The following is an 18,265-nucleotide window of genomic DNA, read 5'->3' on the forward strand; positions in this document are numbered from 1 at the left end:
ATGAATGCAGTACTTATTGGGGTCATTTTAATGCTTGGCCTCTCACTATTTCGGGTTAACGTAATAGTGGCTATGACAATCAGTGCATTAGTTGCAGGCTTAACCGCTGGTTTAGGGCTTGAAAATACATTAAATGTTTTTAACAACGGCTTGTCTGGCGGCGCAGAAATTGCGCTGAGCTATGCAATGTTAGGTGCTTTTGCGGTCGCAATATCTAAATCAGGTTTGACCTTAATTCTTGCAAATAAGTTACTAAGTTTGGTCAACAGTAAAAATAAGGACTCAGCTTCATATCTCAGTATGCTTATTTTGTTGGTGATTATGTGTTGTGCAATAGCATCTCAAAATCTCGTGCCAGTGCATATTGCATTCATACCTATATTGATCCCTCCTCTTATTGTGATTTTTAATAAACTCAAAATGGACAGACGTGCCATTGCGTGTGTTTTGACGTTTGGTCTTGCCACTTCATACATGGTCTTGCCTTATGGCTTTGGTGGCATTTATCTATATTCGATTTTGCATAAAAACTTAACTGACAATGGTCTTGAGATCATTAACACAGATGTACCTTATGCAATGATAATTCCTGCAGTCGGGATGTTGATAGGCTTACTAATTGCCGTGTTTTTCAGTTATCGCAAGCCCAGAGAATATCAATCAAGCGAAATGACATCAGAGCGAAGCGATTTGGTTGTAGAAGATCAACATAAGGTACTTGTTGCTGGTGGCATCGCGGTAGTGTGTTCACTGTTGGCGCAAAATGTGAGTGGTTCAATGATTTTGGGCGGACTTGTCGGTGTTATGATGTTTGCTTTGTTTGGTTTGATTAAATGGGAACAAAACTCAGATATCTTTACCAAAGGTGTGGCCATGATGGCCATGATTGGTTTCATTATGATTTCAGCACAAGGCTTCGCTTCGGTGATGAAAGAAACCGGTGATGTTGCTTCTTTAGTTCAAACTTGTGCCAATTTAATTGGAGATAGTAAACCCATCGCGGCGGCGGTTATTTTGCTTGTTGGATTGCTCATAACAATGGGGATAGGTAGTTCATTTTCAACAGTGCCAATCATAGCGACATTGTTTGTACCTCTTTCTTTAGAAGTGGGTTTCTCTGCCATGGCAACTGTTGCTCTTGTTGGTACCGCGGGGGCATTAGGTGACGCCGGTTCACCTGCGTCAGATTCAACGCTGGGTCCTACATCTGGGTTAAATACAGATGGTCAGCACGATCATATTTGGGACTCAGTTGTTCCAACTTTCATACATTTTAATATTCCTCTACTTATCTTTGGCTGGATTGCAGCCATGGTTTTGTAAAAATAAATTGGGGCTTTTAGCCCCAATTTATCGTCGACACGGTTTATTTTCATAAATATTGCTGATTTTCAATTTGCGTATCAAAATGAGAATATAAAGTCATTTTTAAATATTTAAATAAGTATAATCAACCACTTATCAATTGGTCTACAAACTGCAGACGTTCTTACAACAACAAATGTGAGGATGAAGATATGAATGTAGTGTTCATTGGGGCCGGACAAGAAATGCTTGATTTAATGAAGTCGCTCAAACCCCTATGCCAACGATTAAGTGCCATATGTGCGACCGCAGAACCCAGTTTTGATATTGACAATAAATGTGCTCTGCTTTCCTATTCGCAACTTGAAATTTTACAAAGCATGAGCCTGGCGTTGAACTCATGTAAAGAGCAGGAGCAAACGAGTCATATCGCTAATTTAGAGCTTCTGGCGTTGTTATGCCATACGCCAACTGAAGCGATGACCGTGTTTAACCAATCCCTTAATACCGCTAACAATGTATTACCCATGTCTGACTTTGCAACTGACCTAATTGCGATTACTTATGGCGGAGAAACGGTTATAGGCTCAAAAAATATTAATAATTTAACTGCATTACCAAAAGAAGTATTTCTTTCTAAGGACGTGAATACATCCTTAGATGCTGTATCTGTTATCGAAGATGCTGATTTGATTATTTTTGGCCCCTGCAATCCAATCACAGATTTAATGCCACTACTGTTGATTCAAGATATCAGGAGAGCGCTTTTAGAAACGTCTGCAAGCCGTTTATTGATTGATATGCCGAACTCTACCAGTACACTTGTAAATAGCTGTACGTCATCAGAATATCTGCACTGGATGAAATGCCAAATTGGTTATCAGTTTTTTGATGTGACCATATCGAATCAGTTTTCTGATATTGTAAAATATCACTATCAAGAAAGTATGTCAGTGAGCCCTGACGATGCCTTGCATAATAAGACATTGGGTATGATGAGCGCACTTGTTGATGTACCAAGTGCTATGTCTGTCGAAGCAATGGTCAATTTACAGTTAAGTATTGCGCCGGCCAGATATTGACATACGTGTTTTAGTGGTTGTTAATACATGACATTGCGGTACTTTGCTCACAGTAATGGAAATCGAGGTAGAATGAATCCGTATTTGGCTTTTTACCTGTTTTAACGTAATGATATAGAAGCTCTGTGCTTTTCATACCCATTTGATAGGGCTTCTGACCAATATTAACGGTAGATAATCCGAGTGCGAGTGCTTTAAGCTGAATGTTTTCTGTATCAGCGGATATGATTTTAATTTTTTGTGATGCAATATCGCCTTTGTATTTACTCAGCGATGGAATGTAGTCTTCACTGAATTGAGCAAAACCTGCCACAGCGATAAAAATAGGTGGCGTTTTGTAGTTTAAAATTGTGATCAATTGGTTTAGCGCTTCATCACGTTTACCTAGGGTATATAGTGGGCACCTTTCGTATTCTATCCACCCAGATTGCCCATTCAATTTTTTAGTACCATTTCCTGACAGCGCAAACCTCACCCCTTCTATTCTTTTATTCAAATTTGGGGTGGTGTAGTGGCCTGACTGTATACAGATAGGTTGTGGGTTTTGGCTTTTATACTTTTTTGCAGCTTCGCCAAGCGCTACCCCAAAGTCGAAGTTGTTTGTGCCAACATAGGCCATACGAAATTCACGTTGTTGTTTGATTAAATCTGAGTCGAATGTCACCACTGGGATCCCTTTTTGTTTTGCATACTGCAAGGCCCCATTTACAAGGTGATTCGAATCAGTTGTTGATATTAAAAGTCCGTCGATCCCTTTATCAATATACTCTTTAACGATGAGCACTTGTGTGCGTACATCCTGATAGTCATCAGCTCCATCATATACACACGTTAGATCACTTTTGCTGCGAGCAAACTCTTTACAGCCAGTATAAGCTTGCTGATAAAAACTGTCGTTTTGTGTTTTGCCGATTAAGGCAAATGTAAACTGTGCAAATGCACATGGGCTTAATAAAGCCAGCCCCAAAATTGTATAGTATGTAATACGTTTCACATCAGCCACTAATTCTAAGTCCTTGACTAATTTATGATATGTCACTTTAAGTTTTAGAGTGTAACGTGTTTTTATGTGATAGCAATGAATTAGATCATGTATCTTAAATGTACTGATATACTATTTTATACATGACTTAATGTTCAGCTTTTACTTTTTGATTACTGAGCGCTAGTTCTAGTATGGTGATATGGCGAGCGACTTTGGATGCGAGCAGTCGACTAAATGCACCGAAAAAATAAATAATCGGGATGATATATGCGATGGACAATACCCAGTCGAGTTCTATGTCACTGAGTTTATCTAGTGATATAAGCAGAGCGAGTATGCCGGGTGCAAAACCAATACGCTCTATTGACCCAACTAATAGTGCCGTTTTTTGTTCGAATATATGTTTTTGAGCTTTGACTTCGAGTAATACCAGTTCGAGTTGCTCTGTGTTTTGTGCCGATAGGAAGTTGATGTATCTCTTGTCTATTCTCTCGGTTTCTTGTGCATTGGAGTAAATGATGTTGAAGGGGTTTCTGAAATGCTGACTTATTTCTTTGCCTCTGACAATAAACAGCAGTGCCGGATGAGCAATAATCCCAAAGTAGCCTGATAACAGGAATATTAAAGAAGTGATTTTAAATACCTCTAATCGCGTTAACTGCCATATAAATGCGATAATGATGGCGAATAGAATCAGCAACAAATAGAAGGCATACAGTTTAAACTCTAAATGTTTAGGTAACCTACTACCTTGTTTACATAAAATAGTCTCACGTCGGCTTAAGCCTTGTAATGCTCTATAAATCGAGTCTGACACCACCCTACTCCTTGTTATGTTTGTGCCACAATACGGCGGCTCGTGAAAAACCTAGCACCCGTAATATTAGGTATAGAACAAAACTGGTATTTGCGTTGCAGTGCTTTGTAAAATTCTACAAAGCTTGGATCCATCTTGATAACGCCCTTGTTTGGTGTTTTACGTTAAAATTATCCTCTGCATATTTTCGCGCATTTTTGCCAAGCAAATGTTGATGATAACTACTTAGTTGCGTAAATGCAGTCAGCATATTACACATGGCGTCGATGCTATTTGGTGGACATTTCATACCTGTATTTGAACTTGTTATTTCTTTACACGCTGCAATATTCGAGGTTAATACAGGAATGCCGCAAGCCATTGCTTCTTTGACGTATGTGATATTGTTGACGTGTCCTATGCTCGAATCCGAACAATATGGCGCAACCAAGGCGCTGTATTGTGGCAGCTTTTTCAATATCCACGAGCGTGGCTTGGCGCCCAAAAAGTGTACTCTTCGGTTGAGGCGCTTCCTAATTAACTCATTAACCAGTACTTTTTTCATTGGTCCATCGCCTACTATATCGAGATTAACGTCGATACGTGTAGGTAAGTTAGCAAGCGCATTCAAAATTGTGGTAAGTCCGGACTCTTTTACAATATTACCTATAAATATAAGTCTGAGACTGGGTTTATTTCGCTCATAGGGTTTATATTTAGAAATGTCTAACCCCCTATTTAACACCAGTGGCTGTACGTGCTCAGGCAGTCTTTGACATTCAAGCTCCATAAGAGGTAAGTCACATTGTTCAAAGAGCTTAAACTGCTTTTTAGCCATTTTGCTTTGGCCTGTGACATTCCAAAAGCTAGAGAGCGATATGTTGTTGCACTTCGTACTGACAAGACTGACGAAGTAGTCATTTTGATTAAAACTACAGTGCAGGTGATCTATCTCTTTTTGTTCAAGAGCTTTGGACAATTTCGTGCCCTTTCCAATTAAATCAAAAAAATTTTGACCCTTGAATTGTTTCCAAATAGCGTAACTACGTCGAAGAAAACCAATGGTTGAACCTAAACCACTTGCTTCGACAAGGCTAGGGGCGCTTAGATACATGATAGAGACCGACTTATGTAAGTTACGAATGTTTTTGTACTTAACTTTGGTAATAATCGTGACTTTATGACCAATCTCAGCCAGCGCATTTGCTTCACTGAGCATCATGGTGACTTCGTCAAGATTCCTCGATGTTGTATAAATTCCAATATGCTTCATAGACTAGCCTACTCAATTAAATTAATTGACTTTAAACTACAAGAAGTAGGCCACTTTTAAGTTTTTGTTTTAAATAGGGAAATATTTTTAGTGTAATGAAAAAAAGCAAATTGCTTTGCAAATTAAAAATATCAGGTTGTTTTTATTTATGAATTTAATCAACGTTATGGATTGGTATCGACATCGAAATGAAGCGTATTCCGTTAAACCTACCTTCTGGTTCCGTCGCACAAAAACCGAGTGCTTCGTAAAAACTACGGGCGTTAACTGACGCTCGCAAAGAGACTTGCTTTCCTTGGGCAAAGGTCAGTAATTTTTTAACTAACGCTTTGCCGATCCCTTTTCCTTGTGCATTTTTTGAGACAAAGACATGCGTGATGTAGTTCCTTTCTCGAATTGCTGCGAAGCCAACTATTTGTTCATTATCTGTGGCGACAATGGTATTAAATATGGCTGAATTCATTGTCGCTTCAAGGTCGGGTATGACTCGATTGATAAACTCACTTTTTCCTTGCTTACAAAAGTGAGGTAAAATGTCTATGTTCGAGACTTCCGAAACAATGTTAGAGACCTGAACAAGATCTGCATGTTCTATCGTTCTATATTGCATAGCTCAACTCCTTGAATTGCTAAGAATTAGGTATGCTTTCCACCCTATCATAAAAATATACATGAAAGGTAGCACCGCCTAGTTCGTTGTTACATTCCACGTCTATTTTTGCGTTATGAGCAAGTGTTACTTCGTGCACAATGGCTAAGCCCAACCCACTGCCGGTAAGTGTCGATTGCTCCTTTCTCCAAAAGCGCTCAAACAGTTTCACTCGATCTTCTTCTTTGATCCCAGGACCTGAGTCCTTCACAGATATTCGGTCGTTAGCTATTTCGACCACGACATTAGCGCCTTCCTCTGCATGTTTTAATGCATTTTCTAGGAGGTTTTTGAGCATAATAATCAGTGCGGCTTGATCGCCAATAACAGTCGCGTCTTTATCGACTTCTTCAAGGGCCAATTCTTTGTTGTGTGTGACAGTAAGTGGCCCGAGTAACATACAAACGTCTTTAGCAACATCGGATATATTCACTGGTTTGTGCAAATAACTATTTTGGTTTTGTGCGCGCGATAAGTCTAAAAGTTGTTCAACGACCCGAGTCATATAGGCAATATCGCCCATTAATTCACAGCCAACCTTTTCAGGGACATTTGCCAATTCGAGCCTAGTACGCAATACTGCGAGTGGCGTTTTTAGCTCATGGGCAGCATTGGCCACGAATCGTTTTTGCTCTTTGAAACCCTTTTCGACTCGTTCCATAGTGTCATTTAGAGCATTCACAAGAGGTAACATTTCGCTCGGAACCCCTTTTTTGTCTAGGCGTCTATCCAGTTGCGTAGGTTCTATACCATCTAGCTGTTCGGCGACTCTGTTTACTGGTTTTACGACTGCTTTAATAGAAACGTAACCAACACAAATGAATATCAAAAAGGCTGCGATCATAGTGAGTGTAAGTACTTGACCTAACATGGGGAGAACCGCTTCATTTGCTAACTCTCCAATTAAATCGTCTCGGGCTAAATCTACGTATAATTCTTTACCCTCTAACGTCACAGCAATACGGTAGCGGTCTATGCCGTTTGAAAAGGAATAGCCTTCAGGTAAATCTATCGGTAGTGCTAACAAGGCAACCGATGTTTCCAAATGTTCGTTTGAAGTGAGAATCACACTATTTGATGTACGGTCAATTACCTTAAATGCTAAGTTATTAAATAAGGCGTCGTAGCCCCATTTTTTTGCCATATTGGTAGATGAGTAAATGAGCATGCCTTTGTCGTCGAAATGTAGGCTTTCAGGGATGTCTTCAGCCATGCCATGCATACTTTTTTCGACAGCGATGTTGGCAAAGTTAATTGAAAACAAGAATAGGATGCCTCCAATAAGTGCAAATACAGCACCACCCATTAAAGTGAATAGAATAAATAATTTACGTGCCAATGAATCCTTGTTCGTTAAACCTGACTGCTTCATGACAATATATACCCTATGCCTCGGATTGTTTTGATATCTGCACTCGCACCTGCTTGTTCTAGTTTTTTTCTTATACGATGCATTGCCACTTGGATTGCGTTATCTGTCACTTCAAAGCCCAGTGCATATATTGCATCATAAATTGCATCTTTGCTTACTGTTAAACTCGCATGTCTAATCATGTACTCCAAGATTGCTACTTCTGTTTTGCCCATACTGATATTTTGTTCATCAACCATAACACGTCGTGATTTGCTGTCTAAAGAGACGTTTCCTCTTGTTAACACGTTACCTGCATATTCAACAGGACGTCTTAAAATTGCGCGTAGTCGTGCTTTTAATTCATCTATGGCGAAGGGTTTATTCAGATAATCGTCAGCACCTAAGTCGAGTCCTTTGATTCTATCCTCTACTCCGCCACGAGCGGTTAAAATTAGGATGGGGATAGGATTATCAGCCCCCCTTAACTGCCTAATAACATCTATGCCATCTGTGTCGGGAAGTCCAAGGTCTAGAACCATGGCATCGTACTGCCAGCTAGATAGGAGATGGCCCATTTCCGATGCACTATTGGCGATATCTGCTGCGTGGCCATCTTGTAAGATAGCTTGTTGAATAAACTTTGCAAGTTGTTGATTATCTTCTGTGATTAAAATGCGCATGGATTCAAATTTTCCTTTTTTATTACTCTACATTAATTCGTTGTAAGTGCCTTTTTGGATCAATTAACCAGTTCATACAAATTGGCATAACAAACAACATAATTAACGTGGAACTAATTAATCCACCAATCACCGCCCATGCCAGTGGTGGCCAAAGAGGGCTTTGCCCGAAGGCTAAAGGTAACATACCAATGATTGTGGTGATCGTCGTTAATAATATCGCTCTTAACCTAGTTGAAATCGCAAAATCAATGGCTTGTAGTTTGGTTTTACCAATTTTGATTTGTTCAATGGCGGTATCAATCAGCAATATTGCAGTGTTTACGACAATACCCATCAGTGCGAGTATGCCAAGTAGTGACATAAATCCAAAAGGAATATTCACGAGTGACAACATGATTGGTGCACCTACAGCGCCTAATGGGATACTGATCATGACCAATGCGGTTAATTTATACGAGTTAAATTGTATCATTAAAGCAACAAACAATAAGATTAACCCAGCGGGTAATGCCATAAGGAGTGCTGAATTTGCTTCTTCTGACTCTTCTAATTCCCCGCCAAACTCCATGTTTACATCGTGTGCTTTTACAATAGCTTCGATTTTAGGTCTTAAGTTTTCCAATATATATTCTTCGTCGAACCCTTCTTTGACGTCAGCAAGAATACGCAGTTCTGAACGGCCGTTACGGCGTGTTTCGACAGCTATCTCACCTGTAATACCTGTGGACAAAAAAGCTGAAATCGGCAAAAACTGTAACTCATTATCAATAACTTGTAGTGATAATAAACGCGCTAGACTTTGGTCCGAAGTCGTATCTTGTATTACGAGCGTCACTGGTTCGACTTTGTATTTGAGCTCTGTTATCGGTAGGCCTGTTCCTTGCCATGCGAGATAGTCAGAAATATCTGATTCATTTAATCCGGCCAATGCGAGTGAGTGTTGGTCGATTTGCAGGTCTACATTAGCTACACCATAACTGTACGCTCTTCTAACATGTTGCGTAGATTCATGTTCTTTTAAAATCATGAAAACCTTTTCAGCTGCGTTTAAATTAGAGTTTTGATTGCTACTCATCAATCGTATTTCAATCGGGCTCTCAATAGGCGGACCTTGCCCAAGCTCTCTGGCTATGATCAATGCCTCTGGGAAGTTGGGGGGTAAAAATATGTTCAGGCGTTCGACAATTTCCTTTAGGTCAATGCCTGCCTCAACCTCGAAAACAACACGTGCAATATGGCTTTCGCCAGGCTGCTGTACAAGGTTGTAGTAAAACCTTGGCCCCGAAGAGCCACTAAAAGTCAGGGTTTGAGTTATGAAACCTAGTGCTTGAATGCTATTACTTACTTCATTTGCGATCTTGGTGGTTTTTACAATACTACTGCCATATGGTAGTTGAATATCCACGTACGCTTGATTTCGATTAGTTTTGGGGAAGAATTCACCATTTGCTTTTGGCAATACAACCATGAGCGACATTATGCATACAACCCCTGCTAAAACCGCTTTTTTATTCATGAGTGAAAACACTGTGATATTGCTTCCGAGCATCTGAAGTTTACTATTTTCAAATTTATTTTGGTTATTATTCTTGAACGTATAGTTCGCTAAAATAGGTATGAAAACCAATGCAATGAAGTAGCTAATACCAATGCATAAAGTCACCAAGACAGGGATAGATGCAATAAAGTCAGCAACACTGCCTTTCGCAAGCAGCATAGGCAAAAATGCAGCGATGGTAGTCAGCGTTGCAGTAGCCAGCGGTTTGTAAAGGGCCTTTACGGCTTGTTTACTTGCCTGTACCCTACTCATGCCTTGGTCGATTAGCTGTACTATTTTTTCAGCCATGACAATACTGTTATCAACCATCAAGCCTAGTGATATAACCAAACCAGCAATCGTCATTTGGTGGATCACGCCTTGAGCTGCAGTGAACATACCGACTGCGATAAGTGTGATAGTTGGAATCGATATAACCACAATCGCAGCAGTTCTAACTGACATAAGTAAAATTAATATTACGGCAACAGCGAAACACCCAGTTGCTAATGATGACAGTAAATCGGCTTTTCTCTTTTGCGCCCATTTAGGTTGAAAAATAACTATCTCAGCTGGTGGCGTTGAAAACCTGCCGTTAAACTTGTCTACAGTTTGCTTTATTTGATCCCCAACGTCTGTAACACGCACTGTGTTAGCAGGCAATGTGATAGCAAGTCCAACAGCTTGTTTTCCATTAACCATAAATCGTTCAGGTGCAATTGGATTTGACCTATAATAAATGTCTGCCAGAGTCGACATCGAAATTGGTGGAACGTTTTTTAAGGTTATTTGACTCTGAGCAACATCTTGCAAAGACTCTATTCTACCAATAGGATTTGAATTGGTAGCGAGTCCTTGGCTTTCAAACCGTATCGCATTACCTGAGGCATTTTTAAATCGGTCTGTTATTTGGCTAGGCGTTACGCCAAAATCTTGCATAGCTTGTTGTGAGTAATCAATCACGAGCTGTTCTTGTGGATCTCCTACTAGAGTTACATTTCGTATACTAGAAATTTGTTCAAGCTCGGTTCTTAGTGATAAGGCAATGGAGCGTTGTTCTAACAAGTCATTTGGCGTTGTAATGGCGATAACGATGCCTTGTGTATCTTGCGCCCTATCAATGAGTTGCAGACTAACATTTGGCATATCTTGTTGTTTATAAGCAATTGTATCTTTTATTCTCTCCCACACAGTATCCGTATTATATATGTGTTCGTGCAGTTCAATGTCTATTGTTGCATTACCGTTTTTTATTCGAGACTGATAGGTGTTAACTTCGTCTATTCCACTTAATGCTCGTTCAAGAGGTAATACCGCTGTATCTCTAAGTTGTGAGATGGTCATATTGTTAGCGTTTAAAGAAATAAATCCATTTCGATAAGGAAATTGGGGATCTTCTTGTTCGTTGGCAGTGAACCAGCCTATCACGCCTACCATAACTAAGATGGCAATGACGCCTAGGATCAGTCGAGGGCTTTGATACCAATTAGGCACGTGGTTATCTGTCATTGCTTCCCTCCAAAGCAGCCATTAAATTTGTACTAATTATTGGCTCTGGTGATGTATTAAATTGAATGCCATCTAAGTTGCTAGCAGCCGTGAACAATAAATCATCATCTCGTGTTCCGATCAGTTCTATGTGAACTCGTTTTTTCGCGTTATCTAACAGGTAGCTTTGGCCATTGGGCTTAAACCTGACTGCGTTAGCATTAATACGGTATACCTGTTTATTTGTAGAAGGCATGTGTAATTGAGCTGTTAAACCCAGTAAATTGTTATCTGGCCTTTTGATTAATACAGATACTTTAAATAAAGATGGGCCTTTTATCGTTGGGATTGCTTTTTCGCTCACAATACCCGTAACATGTTTGCTGAAAGTTGGAATGAAAATAGATACTGTTTGTCCGATATCTAGATTCACCGCTTCCTGCTCCGGTACCAAATATTCAACCTTGTGCTTTCCTGCCTCTGAGAAGCTTAAAATTGGACTTTCTGATGGCACAAATTGACCTTCTCTTGCATATAGGGAAGCGATTATTCCATCTTGCGGTGCATAAATTGAAAATTCATCTAGCGCATTTTTTGCTTGCGTTAATTGCGCGCGCATTTGCGTTACAGTGTCGTTTGCAACTTTGGCTGACTTTTTAGCTTGCTCTAGTGTTGCAAGGGAAGCAAGTGACCTAGCTTGCAAATTTGTTACTCGTTGAAGTTCACTGTCTGCTTCCTCAGCGGCTGCGAGAGCAGCGCTGAGAGTCGCTTCTTTTTCTGCAACTTGTGATTTCAAATTGGGAGAGTACAGTCTAGCAATGAGCATATTTTTGCTAACCACTTGCCCTTCTTTCACCGACATTTTTTCAATACGACCGCTATTAAAGAGTGCTATGTCATAGCCTATTTCACTTTGCACTTTGCCATATAAAATTTTTGCTGGTGCGGACACCCGCTCAGCCTTTGTTGTTGGTATAGTTTTTATGTGCTCTATCGGGTGCGCCTTGATCTCAGTACAACCCGAAGCAAGTGATAAAATGGCTGTTGTAATTAAACCAAAGACTATAGGGCTAGAAGACATAGACATACCCCAGCAACAATTGGAAAGTCCCAGATTTATCCACCAGCGGAGAGTCTTTGATTGTACTATCAAAAGCGGTATAGCTAGCATCAGCCTTGATCATATGGTTTTTACCAAAGAACCAGTCGCTGCTGATGCCTATTTCAAGGTTGGCCGCGCTATCTACTTCGTAGAACGCCCTTGAACCGGTGGCCTCTGAACGCTTAACACCATAGTAATAATTTGCAAGATCTTCGCTGGCAAAGTTGGCCGAAATGTAGGGCATGACCCGACCTTGCTGTACCCTCATAGGAATGCCATAAGAAAGACTCGCTTCATAACCCTCGTGTGTGCTGGTCACATCTTGTGTAAATTTAATCCCAAACTCACCAAAATCAGTATCAATTTCCGCTTCAAAGCCGAAATCGAAACTCATATCTCTGTCTTCCATACCTGAAAATAGTGCATCATCAGCTTGTTCATATCCGTCTAACCTGAGCATACCGGTGGCTGCTATTTCAATGTGTTCAGTTTCAAAAAAAGTGTATGATGCATATGGCCCTAATAGTCTAAAATCGCCGTACTCGACGGCGATGGCTGGCACAAATTCTGTCTCGCTTCCTACTCCTTTATAACCTTCATCTTGAACAATAAATGCGCCACCGATGCCAAGCTTTAGCTCTTTTTCTTCAGCAGTGGCCACTGAGCTACAAACCATAGCTAAAGTGCAAAGGTATTTTGAAAGTTTCATGTGTTCTCCTTAATAGATCTAAGCGTGTTAAATTGGGTGTATGTGTTTCTACAAGGAAAACAATAAATCAGGAAACTTTCTCGAAACTTACAAGGTTGTAATTTTTAAAATTAATTTCAAAGGAGTATTAAAACGGATACGTTTTTTATATATGGATAAATAAAATGCGGTTATTGGCTTGAATAGGTTGATGGTAAATACGATTGGATCACATTGGTGAGCTTGATAAATATCTTGTGTTAACTATTTTAATGCGCTTTAAGCGTTACGATTTCACCGCCAATTCTATCATGAGTAACATTATATGGGAGGCATCGCCTCCCGCTACATTCACAGGTTTTTTAGCATTGACATGCCCAGTATCTATTACCTGTTTCAGACTCTGGCGGTGGACAGTGTAGTGTATGTCCAGCACCAGCTACATTGGGTGTCGCATTAACATCAAGATTTTTATCTTTACTTAACTGTTTAAGTTGTTGCTTTTTGATTGCAAGTTTCATTTTTTATTTCCTTATCTACAATCTTGTTGATGATTCAATATGCAGCTTGTTAAACACTCCCTAACAAGCTTAAAAATATAAATAGCATCGATTTACGGTCAATTACAAGGTGGAAGTTGAATAAATTTCACCTCTCACATGATAGCCATAAAGTACCATCTGATTAGATTAGACTTAATACTCTGATTTGTTTTGTTATTTTTCTCTCAGGTACTGGGAATAATTTTACAATTTAAATTATTCATTTTTATATATTAAAGGTAATTTATTCGTTTTGATAAGTCATTATCAACTATCCAGTTTATATTTAACTAAATCATACGGGTTGTGCTTAGCTTAAAGGCCAGTCTGTATTCTTTATTTTGTAGGCCCTAATCCATTATCAAGTTAAGTGTGTGACCGATGGACTCTGTTGATATCGCAAGTTGGAATAAAAAACAGCGGTCTTATACAAACCTCACATTGATTATAAGGTTTTCAGTCTCTAGCTTATATTCACAGTACTTTCTTAAGAGCTGTTAGATACCATATATCAGCAATAATCATTGTTTTAATGTCTGATGGCTTTATTAACGACCGCTAAAATCTCTTGTTTGGTTGATGGTTTTAAAATGTATCCATCAAGCCCATGTTCTGCCCATTTTTTTACCAGCTGTTTATTCTTGTTGCCTGTCAGTGCTATGACTGGTGTTTTTATGTTTTTTCCAACATTACGAATATGCTTAGTCGTATTGAGCCCATCTAAATTTGGTAAAAACAAATCCATAACGATAAGGTCATACTGGGTGAGCTTGATTTTTTTGATGGCCGCTAAGCCATCATCTACCTGCTCTATCTCATATCCGACATTGCTTAATACATCGCTTATCATCTCTCGGTATATGTGATTATCCTCGACCAACAGGATGGATTGAGGGTTGCTGGATTCCGTACTCAAGAAACTTTGATTATTTGTACTTTCGTTTTCGTGAGATTGCCTTGTTTGTATAGGCTGCTGCAATTGACTTATTAGTTGCGAGTTTAAGTTTTGTGAGTGCTTCAGGCCATCAACGAGCCCCATTAGTTTGCTCGAAATTGAAGCTTCTAATGCACTTAAAAGTGGTTGTATATGAGATTCATTTAACTCTGACATGAGTTGTTTATGTGTGCTATCAGGTAATTGAGATAATATATTCCGATTGATAGAGTTCACTTCTTCTCTTCGCTGATTGATTTCGTCCATCAGTGTTGTTTTATAGCTTAAACCGGTTTCAATTAGATCATTTAGCTCTTCATTTTGACTTTGAACGATTGAATCTAGAGATTCTATATATGTGTCAGAGTTTGCAAACTGTTTCAAACCTTCATAAACGATAAGTTGAAGTCTAAACTTTTCATATAGCGGCTGGTATACAAAGTAACTATCAAATAAGTTTCGTAAACAGCATTTAAAGGCCAATCCGGATTCTTTATTATTACAAAGCAACACACTATAGTGATTGTTAATTAGTCTGTTTTCTTTTATGAGTAAATTATATAAACAGATGCTTTTTTTAACGTCAGACAATGCAAATAAAATGACTTTTGGTGCCAGTTGCTGGATGTCATCTAATGCGGTTTTTCTCACGATTAGGCACCTAAAATCAGAAGTTTGCTCAGCAATCAGTTCCGTGACGCCCTGCACATCATCCTCCCTGTGGGCTAAAACTAATACGGAGGGATGGCGCTTAGCTATTCTGTTGTTACTTGTCATGGCTTAACTCCTTTTTGATAGCTACAAATTCACCATTTAGTTTAATTATTACTTGTTTAATGGCTGGTTTATTTTCAGCTAAGCTGTAGTTCTCAATGGTTTCTAAAAAATACGCACACCGCTCTGCTCCGACAGCTTTTGCAGAGGTTTTTAAGTAGTGAGCTTGGCTTTTTAATTCAGGGAAATCGCCGATGTTAAATGATTTAATAATACTTTTTAAAACGACAGAAGCTTGCTTTAAGAACTCGAAATGAAACTTTGCAATTTTGGCTGGCTCGTCGCCAACCAACTCCTCAATAGTGCGCCTATTCAGTGTTTTTAACTCATCGATTTGAGTGTTCATACCAACGCTCCATAATAGATCTAATGTCATTTAACCGGATTGGTTTACAAAGAAAGTCATTCATACCAATGGAAGTGCATAAATCTTTTTCACCCTGCATGACTGCGCCGGTTACTGCGATGATAGGTATGGGTGAACGTTCTGATTTTGCTTCTTCAGTTCTAATTTTTTTCGTCATTTCATAGCCATCAACTTCAGGCATATGGCAGTCAGTTAGAATAAGTTTATAGGAACGGTTATACCAACAGTGAAATCCCTCTGCCCCATTATTTGCAACGTCACAGCATAGCCCTAGCTTTTCTAACTGGCTTTTAATGAGCTTTTGATTAAAAGGGTTATCTTCTACTAAAAGAATATCTCGGTTGTCAGATTGAACCTTTATCTCATTACTTTCGGCTTGCTCTATGTCTAGTTCTGCATTGTCAAAGTCGAATGAAAAGTCATCAATTGATAGCTGCTCTTGCTGATGAGTTTTTACATGTTTTTCTAATTGTTTGATAGTTATAGGTTGATTGGCATAAACAGCTATATGTGGGGCTGCTAGTGCAATAGCTTCAACGAATGCTGGCTCTGTATAAACCATTATATTGTGAGATGAATCTAGTTGTGGCGTTAACTGTAAAAATAAATCATGGGTATTGGTTAGAATAAGGTTGTATGACGACCTATCAGCATTGGCAAGTTTTTGGATATTGTCAGTGATTACGTTGACATCAAAAATAGACTGAGCGAGTTTTAAAATGTGCTGGTTATTTATCGACAACTCCCCTATTAGATAGCAATTCAGTTTTGCTTTTGGTTCTTCTTCCTGCTCATTAAGTTCTAGCCAAAATGGTGCACTCACCGTGAACTTACTACCATGATTAACTTGACTTTCAATGTGTATTTTACCGCCCATCAAATCTATCAATTTTCCGCAGATCGATAGACCTAAACCGGTACCACCAAACTTTCTTGTTGTTGATTTTTCTGCTTGAGTAAACGGCGTAAATAGTTTTTGAATTGTGTCAGCACTCATACCTATGCCTGTGTCTTCAATAGACACGACGACTTCACTTTGATAGATATTTAAACGATTATAATGGGTATTAACGGTGATTTTCTTGTGCTTGTTTTGTTCGCAGTTTGTAAACTTGACCGCGTTACCAAGAATATTGAGCAGAATTTGTCGAAATCTATTTTCATCCCCTTTCAATATCAACTTCTTTTCTAGGGATTCAAATACAGCCAGTTCGATACCTTTTTCTTTTGCAGACGCACTGAATGTACACACCACATCTGCAATAACAGTTGGTAAATCAAATTTAACCGTTTCAAGTTCAAGTTTCCCAGCTTCAATTTTATTCAAATCTAGCAAATCATTTAAAATGGTAATTAGATGATTTGCCGAGCAAGAGGCTGTATTTACAAGCTCTCTTGGTTCGGCTGTGAGTGTGCAATGTGACAGTAAATCTAAAGCCCCGATAATGCCGTTCAATGGTGTTCGTAATTCATGACTGATCATAGATAGGAATTCAGACTTGATCTTATTCGCTCTCTCCGCTTTTTGTAATGTATTGTACAGTTGGGCGGTTCGCTCATTTACACGAGTTTCTAGCTCAGTGTTTAATTTTTTAAGTGCTTGCTGCGTTATATGAATTTCAGTTTGATCTACGCAAACACCATCTATGCGACAGTATTCCCCCTTATAGTTTTTTCCAACTCTACCTTGCGCAAACACATAAATAATTTCACCATTTTTTAGAATGCTTCGGTAATGTTGTTTAAATTCTACCCCGGTACGCAGGCTATTTTCTAGCGCCTCCTGTACTCGCGGTTTGTCTTCTGGGTGGAGTAATTCAACCCATTTATTTAAATTGCCAATATCATCCGGTGATAACTTGAAGATGGTATTGGCAAGCATATCCCATTTCCAGAGCCATTGATTTCCTGATTTAGTTGCCCGCCACGTGCCTATTTTCCCTGCCTCTATGGCGAGCTGCTTACTTTCATCTGCATCGTTCAATGCAATTACAGTGGTTTTTTCTACGGTACAGTCTTGCAGCGTGCCATTAATCCATTGACCGTCAGTTTTATTTATGCAGCTCCCTTTTAGCGAAAACCATGATTGTTGCCCTGTATGTTTGAGTCTAAATTCAAATTGTAGTGGAACACCAAACTGTGCGTTATTTTCAAAAAATAGCGGAAATAGAGCCCGATCATCAGGATGGACTAGTGACAATATTTTGCGCCATGTTAGCTGCGTTGATGAAGTGATCCCTAGAATATTTTTAGAGATCCCTGACAGGTAAACGGTTTTTGACTCTACGTTGTAACGCCATATACCAATATTAGAGCTATTGATAGCATCGTTTAAGAATCTGATGTGGTCATTGTTTGTTTTATGAAGTTCAAGCAAAAAACAGAATCCATCATCAACGTTGAGTTTGTTTAAACTAATGCGAGCAGATTTGTAATGGCCTACGTAGAAGTTTTCTGTGATTGCCTCTAGGTTGAACTGTGTGGCTATGTCTAAGCCCAGTAATATTTCACTTTTGAGTAGGTTAAGTGCAGCTTGGCTGACAAATTCAATCTGTAGGTCGCAGTTGGTGAGTAGATAAGGCGTGTTGCTGTCCATGTCTTCCTTGCCATCGTTGCACTTTATGGATAATTTTAACTATAGCAGCAATCCCAAACATGACAGTGTTAAGTCTATTAATTGGTTTTGCTTTCTCGGCAAATAAACAA

15 protein-coding genes are annotated in these 18,265 nt (G+C 39.2%); 2 read left to right on the forward strand and 13 right to left on the reverse strand.

Annotated elements, in window-relative coordinates:
* Complete coding sequence (locus S4054249_RS22915; protein WP_046358209.1) at window positions 1-1,323, forward strand: Na+/H+ antiporter family protein; 1,323 nt, start codon at window positions 1-3, stop codon at window positions 1,321-1,323.
* A gap of 194 nt (window positions 1,324-1,517) precedes the next feature.
* Window positions 1,518-2,387 (forward strand): 2-phospho-L-lactate transferase CofD family protein, encoded by an 870-nt coding sequence (locus S4054249_RS22920; protein WP_046358210.1) that lies wholly within the window; start codon window positions 1,518-1,520, stop codon window positions 2,385-2,387.
* A gap of 10 nt (window positions 2,388-2,397) precedes the next feature.
* Here the strand turns inward: S4054249_RS22920 and S4054249_RS22925 are convergent, their stop codons facing one another.
* From S4054249_RS22925 to S4054249_RS22980, 13 genes are all read right to left on the reverse strand, one after another.
* Window positions 2,398-3,381: a substrate-binding domain-containing protein gene (locus S4054249_RS22925; RefSeq protein WP_046358252.1), complete on the reverse strand. Its 984-nt coding sequence runs from the start codon at window positions 3,379-3,381 to the stop codon at window positions 2,398-2,400.
* Between the two features lie 136 nt (window positions 3,382-3,517).
* The gene (locus tag S4054249_RS22930; RefSeq protein ID WP_046358211.1) at window positions 3,518-4,189 is read right to left on the reverse strand and encodes a hypothetical protein; all 672 of its coding nucleotides are present in this window, start codon (window positions 4,187-4,189) and stop codon (window positions 3,518-3,520) included.
* Window positions 4,190-4,304: 115 nt separating this feature from the next.
* Window positions 4,305-5,441, reverse strand: a complete 1,137-nt coding sequence (locus tag S4054249_RS22935) for a glycosyltransferase family 4 protein (protein ID WP_046358212.1) — start codon at window positions 5,439-5,441, stop codon at window positions 4,305-4,307.
* A 154-nt stretch (window positions 5,442-5,595) separates the two neighbouring features.
* The gene (locus S4054249_RS22940; RefSeq protein WP_046358213.1) at window positions 5,596-6,051 is read right to left on the reverse strand and encodes a GNAT family N-acetyltransferase; all 456 of its coding nucleotides are present in this window, start codon (window positions 6,049-6,051) and stop codon (window positions 5,596-5,598) included.
* Between the two features lie 19 nt (window positions 6,052-6,070).
* Complete coding sequence (locus tag S4054249_RS22945) at window positions 6,071-7,462, reverse strand: sensor histidine kinase (RefSeq protein WP_046358214.1); 1,392 nt, start codon at window positions 7,460-7,462, stop codon at window positions 6,071-6,073.
* The gene (locus S4054249_RS22950; RefSeq protein WP_046358215.1) at window positions 7,459-8,124 is read right to left on the reverse strand and encodes a response regulator; all 666 of its coding nucleotides are present in this window, start codon (window positions 8,122-8,124) and stop codon (window positions 7,459-7,461) included. The genes S4054249_RS22945 and S4054249_RS22950 overlap by 4 nt, the downstream gene beginning before the upstream one ends.
* 22 nt (window positions 8,125-8,146) lie before the next feature.
* Window positions 8,147-11,173: an efflux RND transporter permease subunit gene (locus S4054249_RS22955; protein ID WP_046358216.1), complete on the reverse strand. Its 3,027-nt coding sequence runs from the start codon at window positions 11,171-11,173 to the stop codon at window positions 8,147-8,149.
* Window positions 11,163-12,233: an efflux RND transporter periplasmic adaptor subunit gene (locus S4054249_RS22960; protein ID WP_046358217.1), complete on the reverse strand. Its 1,071-nt coding sequence runs from the start codon at window positions 12,231-12,233 to the stop codon at window positions 11,163-11,165. Before S4054249_RS22960 ends, S4054249_RS22955 begins: the two co-directional genes overlap by 11 nt.
* Window positions 12,223-12,963, reverse strand: coding sequence for a MipA/OmpV family protein (locus S4054249_RS22965; protein WP_046358218.1), 741 nt, complete (start codon window positions 12,961-12,963; stop codon window positions 12,223-12,225). The genes S4054249_RS22960 and S4054249_RS22965 overlap by 11 nt, the downstream gene beginning before the upstream one ends.
* 341 nt (window positions 12,964-13,304) lie before the next feature.
* On the reverse strand, window positions 13,305-13,463 hold the full coding sequence (locus S4054249_RS26740; RefSeq protein ID WP_167354867.1) for a hypothetical protein: 159 nt from the start codon (window positions 13,461-13,463) through the stop codon (window positions 13,305-13,307).
* A gap of 550 nt (window positions 13,464-14,013) precedes the next feature.
* Window positions 14,014-15,195, reverse strand: coding sequence for a response regulator (locus S4054249_RS22970; RefSeq protein WP_046358219.1), 1,182 nt, complete (start codon window positions 15,193-15,195; stop codon window positions 14,014-14,016).
* Window positions 15,185-15,538 carry an Hpt domain-containing protein gene (locus S4054249_RS22975; RefSeq protein WP_046358220.1) on the reverse strand — a complete coding sequence of 118 codons (354 nt, stop codon included), beginning with the start codon at window positions 15,536-15,538 and terminating at the stop codon, window positions 15,185-15,187. The genes S4054249_RS22970 and S4054249_RS22975 overlap by 11 nt, the downstream gene beginning before the upstream one ends.
* Window positions 15,519-18,155, reverse strand: coding sequence for an ATP-binding protein (locus S4054249_RS22980; RefSeq protein ID WP_052961157.1), 2,637 nt, complete (start codon window positions 18,153-18,155; stop codon window positions 15,519-15,521). Before S4054249_RS22980 ends, S4054249_RS22975 begins: the two co-directional genes overlap by 20 nt.
* Between the last annotated feature and the right edge of the window lie 110 nt (window positions 18,156-18,265).

It is taken from the genome of Pseudoalteromonas luteoviolacea, from assembly GCF_001750165.1.
GTDB classification, from domain to species: domain Bacteria; phylum Pseudomonadota; class Gammaproteobacteria; order Enterobacterales; family Alteromonadaceae; genus Pseudoalteromonas; species Pseudoalteromonas luteoviolacea_G.